Origin of the sequence: Pseudoselenomonas ruminantium (assembly GCF_900142515.1) — a bacterium.
GTDB lineage: Bacteria > Bacillota > Negativicutes > Selenomonadales > Selenomonadaceae > Selenomonas_A > Selenomonas_A ruminantium_D.
In genome coordinates, this window is record NZ_FRBC01000036.1 from 1 (window position 1) to 21,382 (window position 21,382).

The 21,382-nt window shown below is 51.5% G+C and carries 22 protein-coding genes; 19 read left to right on the forward strand and 3 right to left on the reverse strand.

Annotated features, from left to right (window positions below; translation table 11 throughout):
* Positions 1-295: 295 nt before the first annotated feature.
* Entirely contained in the window at positions 296-733 is a 438-nt protein-coding gene (locus BUB68_RS13590) for a MarR family winged helix-turn-helix transcriptional regulator (protein ID WP_073092498.1), read from the reverse strand.
* Between the two features lie 154 nt (positions 734-887).
* Here BUB68_RS13590 and BUB68_RS13595 point away from each other — a divergent pair, with 154 nt between their 5' ends.
* From BUB68_RS13595 to BUB68_RS13605, 3 genes are all read left to right on the forward strand, one after another.
* Positions 888-2,132 carry an efflux RND transporter periplasmic adaptor subunit gene (locus BUB68_RS13595; RefSeq protein WP_371914874.1) on the forward strand — a complete coding sequence of 415 codons (1,245 nt, stop codon included), beginning with the start codon at positions 888-890 and terminating at the stop codon, positions 2,130-2,132.
* Between the two features lie 12 nt (positions 2,133-2,144).
* Complete coding sequence (locus tag BUB68_RS13600; protein ID WP_073092501.1) at positions 2,145-5,330, forward strand: efflux RND transporter permease subunit; 3,186 nt, start codon at positions 2,145-2,147, stop codon at positions 5,328-5,330.
* A 265-nt stretch (positions 5,331-5,595) separates the two neighbouring features.
* Positions 5,596-7,263 carry a 2-isopropylmalate synthase gene (locus BUB68_RS13605; protein ID WP_073092541.1) on the forward strand — a complete coding sequence of 556 codons (1,668 nt, stop codon included), beginning with the start codon at positions 5,596-5,598 and terminating at the stop codon, positions 7,261-7,263.
* A gap of 115 nt (positions 7,264-7,378) precedes the next feature.
* On the opposite strand, the gene BUB68_RS13610 is transcribed toward BUB68_RS13605, so the two are convergent.
* Positions 7,379-7,618, reverse strand: coding sequence for a hypothetical protein (locus BUB68_RS13610; RefSeq protein WP_073092504.1), 240 nt, complete (start codon positions 7,616-7,618; stop codon positions 7,379-7,381).
* A 205-nt stretch (positions 7,619-7,823) separates the two neighbouring features.
* Here BUB68_RS13610 and BUB68_RS13615 point away from each other — a divergent pair, with 205 nt between their 5' ends.
* From BUB68_RS13615 to BUB68_RS13690, 16 genes are all read left to right on the forward strand, one after another.
* Positions 7,824-8,831 carry an alpha/beta hydrolase gene (locus BUB68_RS13615; protein ID WP_256625971.1) on the forward strand — a complete coding sequence of 336 codons (1,008 nt, stop codon included), beginning with the start codon at positions 7,824-7,826 and terminating at the stop codon, positions 8,829-8,831.
* 203 nt (positions 8,832-9,034) lie between these two features.
* Positions 9,035-9,202, forward strand: a complete 168-nt coding sequence (locus tag BUB68_RS15110) for a hypothetical protein (protein ID WP_073092507.1) — start codon at positions 9,035-9,037, stop codon at positions 9,200-9,202.
* A 19-nt stretch (positions 9,203-9,221) separates the two neighbouring features.
* Positions 9,222-9,701 (forward strand): UDP-galactopyranose mutase, encoded by a 480-nt coding sequence (locus tag BUB68_RS13625; protein ID WP_256625972.1) that lies wholly within the window; start codon positions 9,222-9,224, stop codon positions 9,699-9,701.
* A gap of 26 nt (positions 9,702-9,727) precedes the next feature.
* A complete protein-coding gene (gene galU, locus BUB68_RS13630) occupies positions 9,728-10,612 on the forward strand; it encodes a UTP--glucose-1-phosphate uridylyltransferase GalU (protein WP_073092510.1) in 885 nt (294 codons plus the stop codon).
* A 208-nt stretch (positions 10,613-10,820) separates the two neighbouring features.
* Positions 10,821-11,264, forward strand: coding sequence for a D-aminoacyl-tRNA deacylase (dtd, locus tag BUB68_RS13635; protein WP_073092548.1), 444 nt, complete (start codon positions 10,821-10,823; stop codon positions 11,262-11,264).
* Positions 11,264-12,505: an aminopeptidase gene (locus BUB68_RS13640; RefSeq protein WP_073092513.1), complete on the forward strand. Its 1,242-nt coding sequence runs from the start codon at positions 11,264-11,266 to the stop codon at positions 12,503-12,505. The genes dtd and BUB68_RS13640 overlap by 1 nt, the downstream gene beginning before the upstream one ends.
* Positions 12,499-13,134 carry a hypothetical protein gene (locus tag BUB68_RS13645; RefSeq protein WP_073092516.1) on the forward strand — a complete coding sequence of 212 codons (636 nt, stop codon included), beginning with the start codon at positions 12,499-12,501 and terminating at the stop codon, positions 13,132-13,134. The genes BUB68_RS13640 and BUB68_RS13645 overlap by 7 nt, the downstream gene beginning before the upstream one ends.
* The gene (locus BUB68_RS13650; RefSeq protein ID WP_073092519.1) at positions 13,131-14,030 is read left to right on the forward strand and encodes a YitT family protein; all 900 of its coding nucleotides are present in this window, start codon (positions 13,131-13,133) and stop codon (positions 14,028-14,030) included. Before BUB68_RS13645 ends, BUB68_RS13650 begins: the two co-directional genes overlap by 4 nt.
* A 33-nt stretch (positions 14,031-14,063) precedes the next feature.
* A complete protein-coding gene (locus BUB68_RS13655; protein WP_073092521.1) occupies positions 14,064-14,630 on the forward strand; it encodes a peptidylprolyl isomerase in 567 nt (188 codons plus the stop codon).
* Positions 14,620-14,886, forward strand: a complete 267-nt coding sequence (locus tag BUB68_RS13660; RefSeq protein WP_073092524.1) for a GIY-YIG nuclease family protein — start codon at positions 14,620-14,622, stop codon at positions 14,884-14,886. The genes BUB68_RS13655 and BUB68_RS13660 overlap by 11 nt, the downstream gene beginning before the upstream one ends.
* A 4-nt stretch (positions 14,887-14,890) precedes the next feature.
* Complete coding sequence (locus BUB68_RS13665) at positions 14,891-15,742, forward strand: undecaprenyl-diphosphate phosphatase (RefSeq protein ID WP_178139540.1); 852 nt, start codon at positions 14,891-14,893, stop codon at positions 15,740-15,742.
* A gap of 161 nt (positions 15,743-15,903) precedes the next feature.
* Entirely contained in the window at positions 15,904-16,536 is a 633-nt protein-coding gene (gene pth / locus BUB68_RS13670; protein WP_073092527.1) for an aminoacyl-tRNA hydrolase, read from the forward strand.
* The gene (locus tag BUB68_RS13675) at positions 16,523-17,770 is read left to right on the forward strand and encodes a radical SAM family protein (RefSeq protein WP_081372020.1); all 1,248 of its coding nucleotides are present in this window, start codon (positions 16,523-16,525) and stop codon (positions 17,768-17,770) included. Before pth ends, BUB68_RS13675 begins: the two co-directional genes overlap by 14 nt.
* A gap of 18 nt (positions 17,771-17,788) precedes the next feature.
* A complete protein-coding gene (gene nagA, locus BUB68_RS13680) occupies positions 17,789-18,940 on the forward strand; it encodes an N-acetylglucosamine-6-phosphate deacetylase (RefSeq protein ID WP_073092530.1) in 1,152 nt (383 codons plus the stop codon).
* A gap of 115 nt (positions 18,941-19,055) precedes the next feature.
* A complete protein-coding gene (locus BUB68_RS13685) occupies positions 19,056-20,513 on the forward strand; it encodes a DUF438 domain-containing protein (protein WP_073092533.1) in 1,458 nt (485 codons plus the stop codon).
* 164 nt (positions 20,514-20,677) lie between these two features.
* Positions 20,678-21,004 (forward strand): diaminopimelate epimerase, encoded by a 327-nt coding sequence (locus BUB68_RS13690; RefSeq protein WP_073092536.1) that lies wholly within the window; start codon positions 20,678-20,680, stop codon positions 21,002-21,004.
* A 147-nt stretch (positions 21,005-21,151) separates the two neighbouring features.
* On the opposite strand, the gene BUB68_RS13695 is transcribed toward BUB68_RS13690, so the two are convergent.
* On the reverse strand, positions 21,152-21,382 hold a 231-nt coding region (locus BUB68_RS13695; RefSeq protein ID WP_073090362.1), incomplete at its 5' end, for a transposase.

Sequence of the window (21,382 nt, forward strand, 5' to 3'; positions counted from 1 at the left end):
GTCTACGCAGCAACTACCACAACTGGACGCAGCACTACGCCCTCTACCTCATAGGCTTATGCTATTTGAGGTTACTTGTTTTTGCTATTTTCATGTAGGCGGCTTTGCCGCTGAACGAGGTGTCTACGTCAACCTTGGACATTTTTACAAGCCGTAAGGGCGATGTCTCCCCGAATACGTAGAAACGAGGCTCTTTTCTCGGCTCAACCTTTCTAAAGTGCAGTTCCCGTAGGTTCGTTACGTACATTATAACAAAATATTTAATATTTGAGAATAGTTTGTTTATTTTTGTTTACTATATCGAAAACATTTTGTTGATCAGTTCGTAATAACGCCGCAAGATCTGAGCCAGTTCACTCCGTTCTGCGTTCGTAAGGTTCTGGGCATACTGATCGAAACGCTGGCGGAATAGTTCCATGTGATCATCCAGCAATTGCTCACCAGTTTTATTGATGGTAATCACGATGCGGCGCCGATCCCTGGAATCAGATTTTTTTTCTACATAGCCGGTATTCACTAATTTGTCGATGATATTCGTCATTTGCTGCTTGGAAATATTCAGCTGCCGGCTGATATCGGAAATGGCCATTCCTGCTGTATCCATCAATGTACAGAGTACGGCAAACTGATTGAGCGGTAGCGGTACCTGCGTCTGCCGCCCAAAATTATTATGCAAGAGTACCATGATCTCCACAAATTGCTGGGATAAACGTGGTCTTTCCTGGGCTTCCATGATAAAACTCCTTTAATTCTTGACTTTTGCTTAACTATAATATACTATATATATCATAATTAGTAAACATTTATTTACTATTCCGTTGGGGATTGGAAATAGAATGTTGTCATAAACATGGGAGGGGAGCAGTGTGCTCTCTTACTTTCTGTTTATGTGGAAAAAGGAGGTTCATAAATTGTTTTTGCCGAAAAACAAGAAGACAAAGGCTCTGCTGATTGGCATATCGCTGGCAATCTCTGCGAGCTTCATCGTGGCTGGCTGTGGCAAAGAGCAACAGCAGGCTCAGATGCAGGGCGCGCAGGTCAAGGTCATGCAGGTGATCCAACAGGATACGCCGATGACCAGTGAATTTGCCGGGCAGATTGTGGGCAAGGATGAAGTCAAAGTCCAGACCAAGGTCTCTGGCAATGTAGTAGAGAAGTATGTGCAGGGTGGCCAATGGGTTGAAGCAGGACAGCCGCTATACCGCATTGATGACCGCCAGTATACCTCTGCTGTTTGGCAGGCTCAGGCCAATCTGGCGCAGGCACAGGCAACGCTGAGCAATGCTCAGAATGATTTGAGCCGTTATCAGCAGCTGGTGCAGTCCAATGCCATTTCCCGGCAGACTTATGACAATCAGCTGGCTAACGTCAACGCCTATCAGGCTGCTGCCGATGCCAATCATGCCATGCTCATAAAAGCGCAGCAGGATCTGGCTGATACCACAATTTATGCGCCGATGAGCGGTAAGCTGGCTGTGGATGACGTGGCTGTAGGGACTTTTGCTACCGCAGGTTCCACCAATCTGGTGACCATCGGTTCGGCAAGTCCTGTTTATGCCAAGTTCAATGTATCGGAAACGGATTATCTGGAATACATGAATGCCCTGATGCAGGGCGGGGAGCAGGTGAAACCTGTCGTGACGATCACGCTGTCTGATGGCACGCAATATCCGCTGGAAGGCGAAATCGTGGAGTCGGACCGCTCCTTGTCGGCAAATACTGGTACGCTTACCATGAAGGCACTCTTTGATAACCCCAATGGGATGCTGATACCTGGTATGTTTGCCCGGGTACGTCTCTCTGGACAGATGATTCCCAATGCCGTTCTTGTACCACAGCGGGCTGTGCAGCAGCTTTTGGGCAAATCTTTTGTCATGGTAGTCAATGGAGATGGAAAATCTGAAGCACGCACTGTGCAGCTCGGAGAGAAAGTGGGCAGCTATTATGTCATCAAAGACGGCCTGACAGCTGCCGATATGGTGGTTGTGGAAGGTCTGTCCAATCTTCAGGAAGGTGTGCCGCTTAACGTTACCGTGGTAACGGCTGAGGATATGGGCTTCTCATTGATTTCGGATATGACCAAGTTCAATTCCAACGCGATTGCTGGTTCTGCAGATAAATCAGAACAATAAGGAGGCGGCGATTTGTCTAAGTTCTTTATTCACCGCCCGATATTTGCCATTGTCATCTCGATCATCATCGTTATCGTAGGCATCCTGGCAGCCTTCCAGCTGCCGATTGCCCAGTATCCGCAGATTTCGCCGCCGACGGTTTCGGTTGGTACTTCCTATACGGGTGCAAATGCATCGGTTATCAACGATACCGTGGCGCAGATCATCGAGCAGCAGGTCAATGGTACTCAGGGTATGGATTATATGAGTTCCAACTCGGACGACAGCGGCCGTTACAGCCTGTCTGTAGTCTTTGAGACGGGAACGGATGGCGATATGGATGCCGTCAAGGTGCAGAACAATGTCGCCATCGCCAATGCCAGCCTGCCATCGGATGTGCAGCAGGTTGGTGTTACGACCAAGAAATCTTCCAACGACATGGCCTATATGTTGTCCCTGTATTCTCCGGATGGCACCTATGACCGTGCGTTCATGAAAAACTACGCCGATATCTATCTGCTGGATGAACTCAAACGTGTATCCGGCGTCGGCGATGTGCAGATCTTCGGTTCCGACTATGCCATGCGCGTCTGGCTCAACCCGGACAAGTTGGCAGAGTTAGGGCTTACCATTGCGGATGTGACCTCTGCCATCAAGGAGCAGAACGTGCAGGCGCCTGCTGGTACGGTCGGTGCTATGCCGGTGGCCAACGGTCAGGAAAAGCAGTACACAGGCAAGATTGCCGGCCGTCTCGTGACGCCGGAAGAATTCGGCAATATCGTGCTGCGTTCCGACAACGGCAAGTTCGTCCGTCTGAAGGACGTAGCCCGGGTGGAAACCGGTGAGAAATCCAGTGCGATTATCTCCAAGTTCAACGGTTATCCCTCGGTCGGTTTCGGTATCAACCTCACCAGTGATGCCAATGCCATGCAGACGGTAGCCGGGGTGCGCAAGGTTTTGGAAAAGGCGGAACCCACGCTGCCGCCGAAACTCGAGATGGCGCAGATCTTCGACTCCACGAATTACATCAACGCATCCATCAAGGAAGTGCTGGAAACCTTTGCCGAGGCTCTGCTGCTGGTGGTGCTGGTTATCTTCCTGTTCCTTCAGAGCTGGCGTGCAACCTTGATTCCGCTGCTGGCAGTGCCAGTATCGTTGATTGGTACCATGGCAGCCTTCATATTGCTGGATTTCTCCATCAATACGTTGACGCTCTTTGCTATGGTATTGGCCATCGGCCTCGTTGTCGATGATGCTATCGTAGTTATCGAGAACGTCGAGAAGCATATGGAAGAGGGCCTGACGCCGATTGATGCCACGGAACGAGCTATGGCGGAAGTGCAAGGGCCGGTTGTGGCTATTGCCTTCGTATTGGCGGCCGTATTCGTACCGGTAGCCTTCCTGGGCGGTATGACTGGTATCCTCTACCGTCAGTTCGCCCTGACCATTGCCGTATCCATGGCGCTCTCTGCCTTCGTAGCCCTGACGCTGACGCCGGCACTTTGTGCCATGATCCTGAAGCGCCATGAGGCCAAAGATGATGAAGGTGCTCTGGGGCAGTTCTTCGTGAAATTCAACGCTTGGTTCGAACGCACGAAGCGCGGCTATATGGGCGTGGTGGCGAAATTCATCCGCCGCACCCGCCTGGCCATCCTCTTTATGGTGATTGTCTGCATCATTTCCGCAGCTCTTTACAAGGTACTGCCTTCCACCTTCGTACCCGACGAAGACCAGGGCTATCTCTTTACCGTGGTGCAGCTGCCGGAAGGTACTTCCATGAACGTCACCCAGCAGACCATTGACAAGGTGGCCACGGCAGCTAAAGACGTCAAAGGCGTGGAAAATGTCATGGCCATCACGGGCTTTGATATTTTGGGTGGCGGTGCCAAACCAAGCGCAGGCCTTGTGGTTTTGGGCATGAAAGACTGGTCCCAGCGTCCCGGCGGTGACGAATCCGTTGGGGCGGCTGTAGGCACCATGTTCGGCATCGGGGCAAAGCTTGCGCCGGAGGCCACGGTTATCGCGATGAACCCGCCGGCTCTGCCCGGTCTGGGTTCTGTGGGCGGCTGGAGCCTGCAGCTGCAGGATATGTCCGGCCATACTGATCAGGAGCTGGCTGACATCACCGGCAAGATCATTGCGGCAGCCAACCAGCGTCCGGAACTCAAGGGCGTGCGTACCACCTTCAAGATGACGGCACCGACCTATGAGTATGATATCGACCGCGAAAAGATCAAGCAGCTGGGCGTCAGCATGTCTGACGTATTCACGGCCATGCAGGTGAACTTCGGTGGTGCACAGGTCAATGACTTCAACCAGTTTGGCCGTACCTACAAAGTCATGTTGCAGTCGGATATGAGTTACCGCAGTGAAGCGGAAGGCATGAAATTCGTTTATGTCAAGAGTTCTTCCGGTACCATGGTACCGCTGGACACCCTGCTGAAACCCCGTGTAAGTTCCGGTCCGACTTCGATTTCCCGTTTCAACGGTGCCCGGGCCATCAATATTCAGGGTAACGCCGGGGAAGGTTATTCCTCCGGTCAGGCTATGGCAGCTATCAAGGAAGTCGTGGAGCAGAATGCCCCCAACGGCTTCAACATCGAATGGTCCGGCCAGAGCCGCGAGGAGGCCAAGGCTTCCAGCTCTACCTTCCAGGTGCTGGCACTGGCACTGGTATTCGTGTTCCTGTGTCTGGCAGCCCTCTATGAAAGCTGGAGCGTGCCCTTTGCGGTACTGCTGACGGTGCCGACCGGCATCATGGGCGCACTTGTTTCTGAGTATGGCTTGTCCATGCTGGAAGCTATGTGTGGCCATCAGAATGCAGGTCTGCAGAACAGCGTTTACATGCAGATCGGTATCATCATGATCATCGGTCTGGCAGCCAAGAACGCCATTCTGATTGTCGAGTTCGCCAAGGTGCGTGTAGACCGCGGCATGGAGCCGGTAAAGGCAGCTATCGAAGCGGCCGGCCTGCGTCTGCGCCCGATTCTCATGACTTCCTTCGCCTTCATCATTGGCTGTCTGCCTCTGGCCGTAGCCAGCGGTGCCGGTGCGGCTGCCCGTAACGGCATGGGCGTAGCGGTTGTGGGCGGCATGCTCTTTGCCACGGCTCTCGGTATCTTCCTGATTCCGGTATTCTTCGTGGCCATGGAATGGATCGCAGCGAAGCTGGGCATGTTCAAGCAGCAGAAGAAGAAGACTTCTGCCGACTACATGTAAGGCAAATAGTTTACAAAAATATACAAAATACTTGCTAAAAAATACGCTTTGTGTTATCGTAGTATACGACACAGGGAAACGCGTAATTTCTGTAAGCAGGTGAAGTAAATCCTTTCGTCTCCTTGTTAAGGAGACGAAGGGATTTTTTTACTATGGTATTTTAGCAAGCACAAGCCAACGGTGTAGTGGGAGCTTGGATTTCGTGTAAGGGCGTAGTGCGAAACATTGTTTCGCGCGAAGTTTGTATATGGAGGGTTAGCCGATGATGAATTATCAGAAGTACAGCAAGGGTTATTTCATGCCGCCGGAAATCGATTTGGAATGGGCGAAAAAAGACGCTCCTGACAAGGCACCGGTCTGGTGCAGCGTGGATATGCGGGACGGCAACCAGTCCCTGATCATCCCCATGAATCTGGACGAAAAACTGGAATTCTACAAGATGCTGCTGAAAGTGGGCTTCAAGGAAATCGAAGTGGGTTTCCCGGCCGCTTCCGAAACGGAGTATGAGTTCCTGCGCCGTCTGGTGGAAGATGACCTGATTCCGGATGATGTGACGATCCAGGTGCTGACCCAGGCCCGTGAACATATCATCCGCAAGACCTTTGACGCGCTCAAAGGCGTCAAGAATGCCATCGTCCATGTCTATAATTCCACTTCTGTGGCACAGCGTGAACAGGTGTTCCGCAAGTCCAAGGAGGAGATCAAGCAGATTGCTGTAGAGGGAGCGAAACTTCTCAAACAGCTCACCGAAGAAGCTGGTGAGAATTACCGCTTTGAATACTCCCCGGAATCGTTCACAGGTACGGAACCGGAATACGCCCTCGAAGTCTGCAACGCCGTGCTGGATGTATGGCAGCCGACGGCTGACTGCAAGGCCATCATAAACCTGCCCGTGACCGTGGAAATGTCCATGCCCCATGTCTATGCCATGCAGGTTGCCTATATGAACAAGCATCTGAAATACCGTGACAATGTGGTGCTGTCCCTCCATCCCCACAATGATCGCGGCTGTGGTGTAGCCGATACAGAAATGGGCCTGCTGGCCGGTGCTGACCGTGTTGAAGGAACTTTGTTCGGTAATGGTGAGCGCACGGGCAACGTGGATATCGTGACCGTTGGCATGAACATGTTCGCTTTGGGCGTTGATCCGCAGCTGGATTTCTCCCATATGTCCGACCTTGTGGACACCTATGAGCGCTTGACGCGCATGCAGGTCAGCTACCGCCAGCCCTATGCTGGCAAGCTCGTCTTTGCTGCGTTCTCCGGCTCCCATCAGGATGCTATTGCCAAGGGTATGAAGTGGAAGGATGAAAAGAATCCGGACAAATGGACGCTGCCATACCTCTATATCGATCCGCAGGATGTGGGCCGCGAGTATGATGGTGACGTCATCCGCATCAACAGCCAGTCCGGCAAGGGCGGCGTAGGCTTCATCATGGAACAGAAGTATGGTGTGGACATGCCCAAGAAGATGCGCGAAGACTTCGGCTATCGTGTCAAAGCCGTTTCCGATCATAAGCACAAGGAACTTATGCCGGATGAAATCTATCAGATTTTCCAGCATGAGTATGTGAATGTGAGCGAGCCTTATGAATTGGTAGATTTCCTGCTGAAAAAGGAACCAGACGGCACGCGCTCTGGTACTGTGGACGTGAAGATCAATGGTCAGCCGGATACCTTCGTAGCCAAGGGAAATGGCCGCCTGGACGCTGTGTCCAACGCGCTGCAGAAGAACCTGGGCATCAAGTATACGGACCTGACTTATAGTGAACATGCGTTGGAGATTGGTCAGCATTCCCGGGCCATTGCCTATATCGGCATCAAAGATGATCAGGGTAAGACTCATTGGGGCGCTGGCATGGATACAGATATCATTACCGCATCCATACAGGCACTGTTCAGTGCGATCAATCGCATGAAATCCGGAAAATAAAGAACGATATATGCTAAACAGCCCGGCGGCTGGCAAGTTTTTCTGCGCTGAGACATGAATGGTCAAAGGCTGCGGAAAAATTTGTCAGTCACCGGGCTTGTTCAGGTAAGGCCGATCATTCACAAAACAATAGGGCTGCCAGGCTAAGAAACAGGATGATGAGCCCGATGATGGCCACGTATTTGGCAATGATCCGTGCTTCTGCCCTGGCCTGATTCAAAGGCATGCTTGTGATGGGATGGATGGCGGTGAAAAATGGCAGTTCCCGCGGGTCGCTTACCGAAATGATGATGAAGGCCGTTAACAGCAATGCTGTGCCAAATATAGCCATAAGAATAAAGGCAGGTTCTTCCATAGAAACAGATCCTTTCCAAAATATATTCATATGCGGTAGATTCTGTTCGCAGCATGCATATTCCTGCAAGGTGCAGGGATAATGGCTATCGGGACGAAGTTTTATGGAAAAAACTTCAGAAAAATGTTAAAATAGAACTATCTTATACCGCAGTGTTCATCGAACCAAGAATCCCCTGCCTTTAGGCATGGGGAGTGTCAAGTTGATGTTGAGTGTTCAGAAAGGTGATTTCATGCATAGATTGGTGTTATCCTGTCTTCTGACGGCGGTTCTGACTACGATTGTGGTCGTCACGTCAATCGTCATGGGGGCAGGATATTTTGTGGGCAATTATGCGGTGCATTTTGGCCTGGAGCGGGGAACCGTGGAAAATCCCCAGGAACCGCCCAGGGCTTTTGCCCTGCTGATGCCCCCGGAGGCCCGGCATTATGATAAGCCGGATTATGCCAATGAAGAGTGGACGCTGACCTCGCGGGATAATCTTGTGCTGAAGGCTACGCATTTTTACCCGGATGAAAAGTTGGATGACAGCAAATGGGCGATTGTGGTGCATGGTTACGGTGGTACACAGGAAAACTCCTACTATATCGCCACTCATTATCTGCAGATGGGTTACCATGTGCTGACTCCGGATCTCAGGGCGGCAGGCAAGAGTGAGGGACGCTATCTGACCATGGGCTACAAGGAAAGCGTGGATATGGTGGATTGGGCCAAGCGCATTGCCCTCTACTATCCGCAAGCCAGGATTATCCTTCACGGAGTGTCCATGGGGGCAGCTACCGTGATGATGGCTTGTGATGATGATGATTTACCACCCAATGTGGCTGCTTGTGTGGAGGAAAGTGGTTATACCAGTGCTTTTGATTTATTGGTACACCAGATCCATGAATCGCTGAGCCTGCCGCCTTTCCCCGCCATGAATCTGCTGGATTGGCGATGCCAGAAAGTGGCAGGTTTCAGCCTCAATCAGGCGGTGCCAGAGGTGGCAGTCATGCACTCCAAAGTGCCCATACTCTTCATACATGGCACGAAAGATGCACTGGTGCCGCCAGCCATGGGAGAACAGCTCTATCGTGTGGCCAAAGCCCCCGATAAGAGCCTGCTGCTTATCCATGATGCGGTACATGGCGTGGCCAGCCAGAAGGATGATGAATTGTATTTTAAGACCGTGCGGGAATTCACGGCACCATATATGCGAAAAAAGCAAAACTAATTACAAATAGCAATATAAATAAAAACAAAAGAGACAGGTAAAACTGAAATATTTTACTTGTCTCTTTTTGTGTTGTAAATATCAATATGTAAAGGCGATTATTGTGGATAAAATGGAAGTTTTTTTATGTAGTGTCTTGTGGGGGGGTATATGTGCTAATATAATGGAGTGTGTAAAAAAGAATAAATGAAAGGAAGAATTCCATGTTTCAAGTCAGACAGACTGAAGAAATGATTAACAAGACATTCCGTCTTCCTGCCAGCCTGCTGGAAGAATTAACCAAGGTAGCCGAACACGAAAAGGTATCCGTAAATAATCTGGTGCGTCAGTGCTGTGAATATGCACTGTCCAACATGAAGGCAGAGAAATAAATGCTTTACCGAGGGCGAGGTGCGGACAGGTGTGGATTATAACGAATCCCGTGCAGCATATGAGGGTATCGCTCATAAAGTAGTCTACACCGGCCCTGTGGATGCTTACTTTGATTACAAGCTGGGGCAGTTGGAGTATCGCGGCCTGCGCTTTGAGACGGAGCGTCTGGAAGAAGTGAACCATCAGGGCGTGGCGGTTATGAATTATACGGAACGGGAAGTTCCTTATACCCGCGTGATCGAACATAAACATTTTGAATTCGGCACCCAGCCGGTTACCTATGTGACGAAGGAATATCCCGCAGATTGGCAGCCGGACGAGGAAGCTTATTATCCGGTGAATAATGAGCGTAATCAGAATCTGTATCAGCAATATGCGGAATTGGCTTCGCAAGAAGAGAATGTAATCTTCGGTGGACGTTTGGCTGAATATAAATACTACGATATGGATGATGTCATCAAGAGCGCGTTGGAATGCGCAAATAGAGAATTAAAATAAGGAAGTTTTTGGGGGATTGAAAGATTATGTTGCAGAAGATTCGCAAGGCTGTTATTCCGACAGCAGGGTATGGTACGAGATTCTTGCCGGCTACCAAGGCTACACCGAAGGAAATGCTGCCGATTGTGGACAAGCCGACGATCCAGTATATTGTCGAAGAAGCCTTGGCCAGCGGGATTGAGGAAATCCTGATTATCAGCGGTCACGCCAAGCGGGCGATTGAAGACCATTTTGATTCAGCACCAGCCTTGGAAATGGAGCTGGAGAGGAAGGGCAAAGAATCTTTGTTGCAGATGGTACGGGAGACAGCAGCCATCAAGATCCATTATATCCGTCAGAGAGAAATGAAGGGGTTAGGAGATGCTATCCTGTGTGCCAAAGCCTTTATGGGAGGCGAACCTTTTGCGGTGCTTTTGGGGGATGATGTGGTCTATAATGAACCGGGGAGGCCTGCCCTGCGCCAATTGATGGATGTTTATGAAGCTACAGGTAGTTCCGTGTTGGGCTGTCAGACCGTGCCGCAGGAGAAGGTTTCTTCCTATGGTATCGTGGATGGCGTAGCTACGGATGATGCGCGGATGCTCAAGGTCTTGGATATGGTGGAGAAGCCGAGCATTGAGGAAGCACCGAGCCAAATGGCCGTGTTGGGGCGTTATGTCATTACACCGCAGATTTTCTCTATTTTGGAAAATACCCTGCCTGGCAAGGGCGGCGAGATTCAGCTGACGGATGCTTTGCGCGTGCTGGCGCATCGTGAACCGGTATATGCCTATGATTTTGAAGGAACCCGCTATGATGTGGGAGATAAGCTGGGCTTCCTGAAGGCAACGGTGGAATATGCATTGCGCAGGCCAGATATGGGGGCAGCATTCCAGGATTATTTGCAAGAACTTTTGGCGGAAGAGGACTGATTAAGCATGCAGTGCCAATGCCATGCATGTTGCATTACCATTCATTACATTTTTTGTGAAGGCTATTAGCCATTTTCATGGTCGGCAGATCCGTCTGCCGGCCTTTTTATGCGGTTGATTGGGCGGAAGATTTCTCTATCGGTGTCAGGTGTAGATTTTGGCAGGGTTTTGTGGTATGATTACAGGGTTGAAAGGGGGCGGTCTGCCGGTGCGAGCGGTGGTAACGCGGGTTAAGTCTGCTAGTGTAGTGATTGATGATAAGGTGAACGGTGCCATTGACCAGGGCTTTCTGGTGCTCTTGGGCGTGGGGCCGGAGGATACGGTGGAGTCAGCACAGAAGCTGGCGGAGAAGATATATAATGTAAGGGTTTTCTCGGATGATGCCGGGAAGATGAATCTGAGTCTTGACCAGGTAGGGGGCAAGATGCTGGTGATTTCCCAGTTCACCCTCTATGCGGATCTCAAGAAGCGCCGTCCCGGTTTCAGTCATGCGGCACCGCCGGCGATGGCCAATGACCTGTATGAGACATTCATGCAGGATCTGCGGGACTTGGGCGTGACGGTGGAGCATGGCGAGTTTGGTGCAGACATGCAGGTAGAGTCGGTGAATGATGGGCCGGTTACCCTTTGTTTTGATACGGAGGCTTTGTGATGCAGCAGGATTTATTGAAGAAATATGCAGAGTTAGTGGTAAGAGTCGGTGTCAATATCCAGAAAGACCAGATACTGGTCATCAACACGCCGATTGAGTGTGCGGAGTTTGCCCGGGAGATCAGCAAGGCGGCATTTGCGGCTGGTGCCCATGATGTGGTTATGAGCTGGGGGGATGAACTTTCAGCGCATATCCGGTTTGAACAGGGCAAGAAGGAACTCTTCACGGAATTCCCGGAATGGCGGGTGAAGTTCTGTCAGGGCTATGCAGAGCAGGGTGCGGCGTTCGTGTCCATTGCAGCCCGCGACCCGCAGATTTTCAGCGATATCGACCCGGAGAAATTAAAACTGGCCAATCAGGCGGCAGGGGCAGCTCTTTTGGAATACCGCGAACGTCTGATGAGCAATAAGAATACTTGGTGCGTGGTCTCTGTGCCGACTAAGGGCTGGGCGGCCAAGGTATTCCCGGAGGATACGGAGGAAGCCGCGGTAGAGAAGCTTTGGCAGGCGATTTTCCAGACCGTGCGTATTGGCGAAGATGTGGATACGGTGGAAGAATGGCAAAAGCATACAGAGTTCCTGCAAAAGGCCGCTGCCTTCCTGAATGAGCAGAAATTCACCAAGCTTCATTATAAGAACAGCATGGGCACGGATCTGACCATCGAATTGCCGGAAGGCCATATCTGGTCGGGGGGTGCGGAAAAATCGGAACTGGGCACGGTTTTCGTGGCCAACATGCCGACGGAAGAGGTATTCTCCCTGCCGAAGCGAGACGGTGTCAATGGCACCGTGGTGGCTTCCAAGCCGCTGAATTACAATGGTAACCTGATTGAAGGCTTCAAGCTGACCTTCAAGGATGGCAAGGTCGTGGATTATCATGCGGAAAAGGGCGGTGAAATCCTCAAGGGCTTGCTGGAGACGGATGAAGGGGCAAGCTATCTGGGGGAAGTTGCCCTGGTGCCCTTTGATTCGCCGATTTCCCAGAGCGGGATATTGTTCTACAATACCTTGTTTGATGAGAATGCGTCCTGTCATCTGGCCTTGGGCAAGGCCTATCCGACCTGTATCGCAGGCGGCGAGAACATGGACAGCGTGACGCTCCTGCAGCATGGTGTCAATGATTCGCTGGTGCATGAGGATTTCATGGTTGGCACCCGTGATTTGGAAATCATCGGAACTACGGCAGATGGCCGGGAAATCAAGATTTTTGAGCAGGGTAATTTTGGGAGGAATCTATGGTAAGGAAGTTGAGCCTCCTGCTGTTATTGTTGTTGACAATTGCTGCTATGCTGAGCACGGTTTGCCTGGCGGCAGGAAAGGTCATAGATGAGGATTTTTCCTGCAAGGGTGTGATGCTCGGAGATAGTGAGGGCATTTTGCAAAGCAAATGGGGCGAATCGCTGTATGATAAGATTGCCGTCAAGCAGGGGGTGAAGGTCAGGACCTATGTGTATAAAGACCGTTCGGAAGTCAGTGTAGCTGTAGCTGATGGACGGGTGGTCGACTTCACCGTGGATATGGAAAAATATGTGGCCCGCAACAACGTACGGCAGGGGGCTACGAAATTCTGGCTGGAAAAAATCTATGGCAAGAAGCAGCGGCAATTCCTGGATGGTGATTATTATCTGATTTACAATCGGGAAAATCATCCGCATCAGCATCTGTTGCTGAAAGTTGATGCGGGGGATGGGCATCTGCTGGACCTGCGGATCACAGGGCTGCCGTTGAACGAAGCAGAGCGGGCGGCCATGCGGGAAGAAGGCGATCCCATACTGCAGGAAAGTGATGCGGATGATACGGGCTTCATGAATATCGATATGTCTTCCTTGCCTCAGGATGATACCGTGCGTTTGGAGGGATTGGGCAGATGATTCAGCTCAGGCTGTTGGAACATCGCCTGCTGCGCTATGCAGGCATTACGCTTGGCTGTCTGATTGCCAGCTGTTCCATCAATCTCTTTTTGGTGCCTTCGCACCTTTTGACCGGCGGTGCCACGGGCATTGCCATGATTGTGTACTATCTGACGCACCTGCCGATTGGCGCGCAGACTTTTGCCTATAACATTCCATTATTATGGGCGGCCTGGCGGCTGTTGGGCAAGGGCTATACTTGTGATGTGATTATCGGGACGGCCATTTTTTCTTTTTGTTTGGATTTTACCAAGCCGTTGAATGATTTTGCTCCGGTCAGTGATTATATGCTGGCGGCCATTTTTGGTGGTGTATTCAATGGTATCGGTTATGGCATTGTCTTTCGGATGAATGGCAGTACCGGCGGCTTTGATATCGTGGGCGCCATTGCCAAGAAATATTATTCCTTCAATATGGGGGGCGTGATCTTTGGCTTCAACTGTCTCGTGATGCTGGCGGCGGCCTTCATGTTCGGTGTAGCGCCAGCTATGTTCACCCTGATCTGCATGTTCATGAATGCCATGGTGACGGATAAGGTCATCGCGGGCTTCAACAGCCGTAAGGCGCTGCTGATCGTATCCAATCAGGCAGAGGCCATTGCCGAGGGCATCATGGAAGTAGGGCGCGGGGTTACGTTCCTGCATGGTCAGGGTGCTTTTACGCGCCGGGAACGCAATGTGGTGTTCGTGGTGGTAACGCTTACGCAGGTGGCCAAGATGAAGATGATCATCAACGCCATCGACCCGGATGCTTTTGTGATCATCATGTCGGCCAATGAGGTCATGGGACATGGCTTCAGTTCACCGGGAGTGAAAAATGGAGCGGTGGTTCATCGCTATGGCAGCAATAGCCGTTAAAAATGGTTGCATTAGGAGGAGGAATTTTGTAAAATGAAAAAGATATTGATTATGATGCTGGTGATGATGACTGCGCTTACGGCTGGTTGTATCGCTGGTGGCAAGGATAATGGAGGCAAAAAAGTGGCTAATCGCATTGCAGTATTTGAAACCAACAAGGGTACTTTTGAAATCGAGCTTTTCGAGGACAAGACGCCGATTACGACGAAGAACTTCATCGACCTGACGGAAAAGGGCTTCTACAATGGCGTGATTTTCCATCGTGTGATTGATGGCTTCATGATTCAGGGTGGCGACCCGGATGGTACGGGCATGGGTGGCCCGGGCTACACCATCGAGGACGAATTCCTGGATGATCTGAAATTCACGGGTGAAGGCATCCTCGCTATGGCCAACACGGGCATGCCCCATACGGGCGGCAGTCAGTTCTTCATCACGCTGGACAAGACTTCGTGGCTCAATGGCAAACACACCATCTTCGGCAAGGTTGTGAAGGGCATGGATGTTGTCCGCACGATCGGCCACAGCGAGACGGATTTTGCAGATCGTCCGCTGGAAACCGTAGTGATGGAAAAAGTTACCATCAAAGATGCCGAATAAGGGCGAGAACTGCACCTATATCTTAGAGTGCAGCGACGGCACGTTTTATACCGGCTGGACTAATGACCTGGATAAGCGGGTCAGGACGCACAATGCAGGGCGTGGCGGGAAATATACCCGGGCACGCCTGCCTGTGCGTCTTGTCTATTTTGAAACCTTTGCGGATAAGCGGGAAGCGCAGAGCCGGGAATGGCATATCAAGCAGCTTACCCATGCGCAGAAAATGAGATTAGTGGAGAGTAGCGAGAGGAAGTAATACGGTGGATTTAAGTATTGTGGAACTGCTGAAGGTAGTAGTTCTGGGTATTGTAGAAGGCCTGACAGAGTGGCTGCCGGTATCGAGTACCGGTCATATGATTCTCGTGGATGAGTTTATCAAGCTGGATGTCAGCAAGGATTTTATGGATATGTTCCTGGTGGTTATCCAGCTGGGGGCTATCCTCGCCGTTGTGGCACTGAATTTTGAAAAGCTCAATCCCTGGTCGGACTGGAAGACAAAACAGGAAAAACGGGACACGTTCAGCCTTTGGTGGAAGGTCATCCTGGCCTGCGTGCCGGCAGCGGTGATCGGTCTGGCGTTCAATGACTATATGGAAGAACATTTCATGACGGCTCCTGTGGTAGCCGCTACGCTGATCTTCTATGGTGCCCTGTTCATCTGGATTGAGAACTACAACAAGCACCGCCGTCCGCGCATCAATGATCTGGCGCGTCTGGATTACCGTACGGCGCTGATCATCGGCATGTTCCAGGTGTTGTCCCTGGTGCCGGGTACCAGCCGTTCCGGGGCAACCATCATCGGTGGTATCCTCTTCGGTACCAGCCGTATCGTGGCTGCGGAATTCACCTTCTTCCTGGCGATTCCCGTCATGTTCGGTGCGAGCCTGCTGAAACTCATGAAATTCGGCCTGCACTACACGGGTGCAGAAATCGTCATCATGGTGGTGGGCATGGTTACGGCCTTTATTGTGTCCATCCTGTCCATCAAGTTCCTGTTGAGCTATATCAAGACCAATGACTTCAAGGCATTTGGCTGGTATCGCATCGTGTTGGGCATCATCGTTATCGCTTATCTGTTCCTGGTGGGCGACCCGACAGTGGACAATCATTAAAATAAAGCAAAAAACTGCCCCCTTTAGGGGGAAGTGGTGCGAAGCACCAAAGGGGGTAACTCTTGTTGAGTTAGTATTTACTAGCTTGCTGATGAGTTACCCCCTCTGGTCACTACGTGACCATCTCCCCCTAAAGGGGGCGCCATAATTAGGAGGGTGTTATGAGAATAATTGCAGGTCTGGGCAATCCCGGCAGTGAATATGCTGCTACGAAGCACAACGTGGGCTTTATGCTGGTGGATGCCCTGGCAGATAAATTGGGTATTGACAACTGGCAGGATAAATTTGACGCGAAAGTGGCGCAAGGATTTATCGGCACAGAAAAGATACTGCTGGTCAAGCCGCTGACCTATATGAATGAAAGCGGGCGGGCGATTGGGCCACTGCTGAATTTCTACAAGCTGGATGCGGAGGACTTGATTGTTGTCCATGATGATATGGATATCCCGGCTGGCACCGTGCGCATCCGCAAGAAGGGCAGTGCGGGCGGTCATAATGGCATCAAGTCCGTGCTGGCTCATGTTGGGGATGAGCATTTTGCCCGGGTGCGGATTGGCATTGGCCGTCCTTTGCCGGGCTGGACGGTGGTCAATCATGTACTGGCTCCGTTCACGGATGAGGACAAACCAAAGATCAAAGAGGCCATCAACTATCTGCTGCCCGCTGTGGAATGCATCGTGACGGAAGATGTGGATATGGCCATGAATAAGTACAATCCCAAGAAACAGAAGAAACAAAAGAAAGCTGCGCAGGAAGCGCCTGTGGAAGGAGGGGCAGAAAATGCCGCAGAATGAGATGATTACGGCTGTCTACGCCGATGAAGATGGCAATATCTTGGATGCGCCCGGCATGCAGGGCATGGGGCGCACGGGCCGGGACAATATCCTGCTGAAACCGGAGGATCTGATTCCCCTGCCGGAAAGCGCCGACCTGATGCTGCTGCCGGACCATCTGGCCGTGGGCCAGTCTGTTGATGGTGAGGTGATGCCCATCGCAGGTCTGGCCGTGGCGGCCATTTTGCCTGCGGGCTATACCCGTCTCTATATGCCGGCCTACGAGCGGGCAGAGGAAGCAGAACGCCTGCCTCTCTATGGCTATACCGCAGTGGTGGTTTATAAGGATGAACTTTACTGTGCTGCTGTCTATACGGATGAGAATGACAAATGGGATCCCGTGCATTACAACACGAAGGACCTCAAGAATCTTGTCAAGCGCACGAAGAAGGATCTGCCGGGCAACCGCATTGTGGAGCAGGTGGCTGGCTGCTCGCTGAAATGGCACTGCTGCACGGCGCAGAATCTCTTCTACCGCCGTTGGGAATGCGGGATTCCGACTTCTCCGGTATGCAATGCCAACTGCTTTGGCTGCATTTCCCTGCAGCCGGCGGAATGCTGCCCGTCTCCGCAGCAGCGCATTGATTTCCGTCCCACGCCTGAGGAGATTGCCGAAGTGGGCATCTACCATCTGCAGGTGGCTCCGGACGGCATCATCAGCTTCGGGCAGGGCTGTGAAGGCGAACCGAGTCTGGCCGCCGATAACATCGCCGCAGGCATCAAACTGATTCGTCAGCAGACCAGCAAGGGCCAGATCAACATGAACTCCAATGTGGGCTGGACGGAAGGCGTGAAGAAGATTGTGGACGCTGGCCTGGATTCTCTGCGTGTGTCCATCATCTCGGCCCGGGAGGAAGGCTATGATGCATACTATCGGGCCAGTTATCATCTGGAAAACGTCAAGGAATCCATCCGCTATGCCTTGGACAAGGGCGTCTATGTATCCTTGAACCTGCTGTATTTCCCTGGCTTCAATGACCGGGAAGAGGAACTCAAAGCCTGGCAGGAATTCTTCCGGGAACTGCCGGTGCAGATGATCCAGGTACGCAACCTCAATATCGACCCGGATGCGTTCCTCGACATCATGCCGGAACCGCAGGGCAAGGTTGTGGGCACGCGGAAATTCATCGAAACCCTGCATGCTGAGTTCCCGCAGCTTGTTATCGGCAGTTTCAGCCATTATGTGGAAGACTAGGAAAGAGGCGCAGCACGAATGTTAGCAATCAAAAACGGCAAGTTCATTGTACCGGATGAACAGGGCAATTTCGTTTTCCGGGAAGAGGGGGCATTGCTTTGTGATGGAGAAAAAATCGAAGGCTTTGTGACGGAGCAGGAGATTCCTGCTGGGGCAGAGGTCGTTGATGCTCAAGGCAATTATGTTTCCCCGGGCTTTTTGAACGTCCATATCCATGGCTGTGCCGGGGCAGATACCATGGACGGAACGGAAGAGGCTCTGGCGCAGATGGCCGGGCTGCAGGCGGAAACGGGCGTAACGGGTTTCCTGCCCACCACCATGACCTGCAGATGGCATGAGGTAGAGGACGCATTGGCCACGGTACAGGAGGCCATGGAAAAACAGCCTGCGGGGGCACGGATTCTCGGTGCCCATATGGAAGGCCCCTTTATCAGTCCCGCCAAGAAAGGGGCTCAGGCGGAGGAAAATATCCGTCAGGCCGATTACGAGTTGGTAAAGCCGTGGGCAGAGGTGGTGAAAATCATCACGCTGGCGCCTGAGGAATTGCCGGATTACAGCTTTGTGGATAAATGCCATGCGGCTGGGATCACGGTATCCATCGGGCATACAGCGGCGGATTACGATACAGCATGGACAGCAGTCCAAGAGCATGGCATCCATCATTTCACCCATGTCTACAACGCCATGACGGGGTTCAGCCATCGTGCTCCCGGCGTGGTGGGGGCGTCCTTTGATACCAGCGCCAACTGCGAGATCATTGCAGATAATGTGCACTCCCATCCTGCGGCGCAAAGGCTCCTGTATCATGCCAAGGGCGGGAAAAACATCATCCTGATCACTGACAGCCTGCGGGCTTGTGGTTTGGGGGATGGGCCTTCGGAACTTGGCGGGCAGGAAGTCTTCGTCAAGGGCGAGCTCGCGACGCTCAAAGATGGCACCATTGCCGGCAGTGTGGCCACCATGAACCGTTGCGTGAAGATTTTCTGGGAGAATACCGGTGCGCAGCTGCCGCAGGTCGTGGAAATGGTGACGAAGACGCCTGCGGCTGAACTGGGGATTTATGATGAAGTTGGCTCTTTGGATGCTGGCAAGCGGGCGGATCTGGTTATTTTTGATGATGATGTGCAAATCAAGGCAACGATCATCGGTGGCGTGAAATATCGTGGCTGAGACTGTGAGGGTGATATCCGCTATTTGGTAACGCTTGTAACAGACGGCGGCGGCAAACAGGAATATAATAAAAAGAAAGTGAGAGGATTGGGTTAACGATAAAAGGAGCAACGGAATGAAAACGATAGACTTGAATTTGACTGTGGCTGAACTGGTGAAGCAGTATCCTGAGATCAAGGAGATCCTGGCAGAGCTGGGCTTTGCTAAAATCCTGAATCCCATGGCCCTGAAGGTGATGGGGAATATTATGACGCTTCCCCGCGGTGCGGCCATGAAAGGCGTAGCGCTGGAGAAAGTAGTGGCCGCTCTGGAAGCGCATGGGTATACAGTAGCAGGCGGTGAGGATGAACAGCGCAAGGCAAAACTGAAAGGGTATATAGAGCGGCTGAGCCAGGGCGAGGATTTGGAAAGCGTGCGGACAGATTTCGTCAAAGAGTTTGCCAGTGTTTCCGTGTTGGAAATTGCTGCCGCTGAACAGGAGCTTATCAAGGGGGGCACCCCCATGAAGCAGGTGCAAAAACTCTGCGATATTCATTCCGCTATGTTCCACGGCCGTACTGAAGCAGAAGTGATGAAGGCTGAATTAGCGGCCAAACAGGCTCAAGCGGAAAAGATGACGCAAGCTCTGGCACATGATGATGAGCTGCCGCCGGGACATCCTGTCAGCCTGATGCGGGCAGAAAACACTGGTCTGGAGCAGGTATTGGATGTTCTGCAGGCCCAATGTGAAGACGATGCCGTTCCGGATGCCGCTGTTGTTATCCAGGCGATGCAGGAATTCAATGGCGTACGCTCTCATTATGCCAAGAAAGAAGAATTGCTGATGCCGCTGCTGTACAAGTACGGTGTAACAGGCCCCTCCCAGGTGATGTGGGGTGTGGATGATGAAATCAAGAAGGAACTGGGTATCTTGACACGGGCAATCCGGGAAGACGCAGATAATGTCATCATCTATAAGGGCCGCATTGCTGCCGTGGCTCAGCGGACCCGGGAAATGATCTACAAGGAAGAGCAGATCTTATTCCCCTTGTGCTTGCGCTATTTTACAGAAGATGAGTGGAAGCGTGTCTATCGTGATTTTCCGGAAATGGGAATGGCCTTTGTGGAAAATCCTCCGCAATGGGAAGAGGGCGAGCTCTGGGCCGCCCAACAGCTGGCCAAAGTCAAGGAGCAGGAAATCCTGGATGGCAGGATCCAGCTGCCTACGGGCGAACTGACCGTCAAACAACTGAGTGCGATCTTTTCGTTATTGCCACTGGATTTGACTTTCATTGATGCGGATGAGAGATTGCGCTTTTTCATCAATGAAGGCAGGGTTTTTCCCAGACCGTTGGCGGCATTGGGCCGGGATGTGGCGGAGTGTCATCCGCCACAGATCGTGCCGGTGGTGCGCAATCTCGTGGCAGATTTCAAGGCGAAGAAGCGCAGTTCGCTGGAAGTGGCGCGCTATATCATGGGCAAGCCTATCATGGTGAAGTATATGGCAGTCTATGATGACGGCGGCGAATATATCGGAACCTTGGAGGCTGTGCAGGATTGCAGTCATATCCTGGAAAATTTCAACAGAAAGTGATCATGTTTTTCGTGGATTTGACTGGTCAATTGACCGGTCAAATCCTTTTTGCATTTTTTGCAATATGTAAGACAGATTTTAATATTTTATTGCAAGTTTGCACTTGCTATAATAGAACCATCGAAATTCAGAGATGACGGAAGTCAGAAAGGCCGGTGAGCGCGATGTTGTTGGTTCGTTTGTATCAGGTAGAGGATAAGGAAGTCATGGTTATGGACGGTATGCAGGGCTATATGCCGGGAGCAAATGCCATCCGCTTGCTGGCCAGCCGCAAAAGCGGCGTTGGTGCCGACCGGGTCATCGTCTGCGCAGGAACGCAGGCGAAACAGGGCTTCCGTGCCTTTACGGCTGATGGTCAGGAAACGGAACTGACAGCAGAGGATTGCCTCCTGCTTTCCCGCCAGCAGATGGACATCGAGATCCGCCTCACGGATTCTTTCGTCGAGAAGATGCGTCAAGCCGATGAGGAAAGACTGGCAAAGGCTTGCTAAGAGAATATGTATCATGAGGGCGCTGTGATGAAATGCGAAAGCATTTTATCCACAGCGCTTTTTTATTGCGTGATTTTGTATCTTATACCATTATAATCTAAAAAAGGGCGCAATGCCCCTTTCCCCATAAAGTAGCTTATTATCTGTTTATGCGGCTAATTTTACTCGATTGATTTTATTATGGTATTTATAAAGATTATGCCCTATAGAAACAAGGAAAATTTCCAGTCTTACCTGTTCCATGCCTTTTCTTACGACTCGTTTATACCAGCGATCATATTTCATTACGCCAAAAGTACCTTCTGATTGTATGGAGCGATTCATTCTCAGCAGTGCTCCGTGGATGCTTTCCAAGTTATCCACAACTTCTTGGTGCAT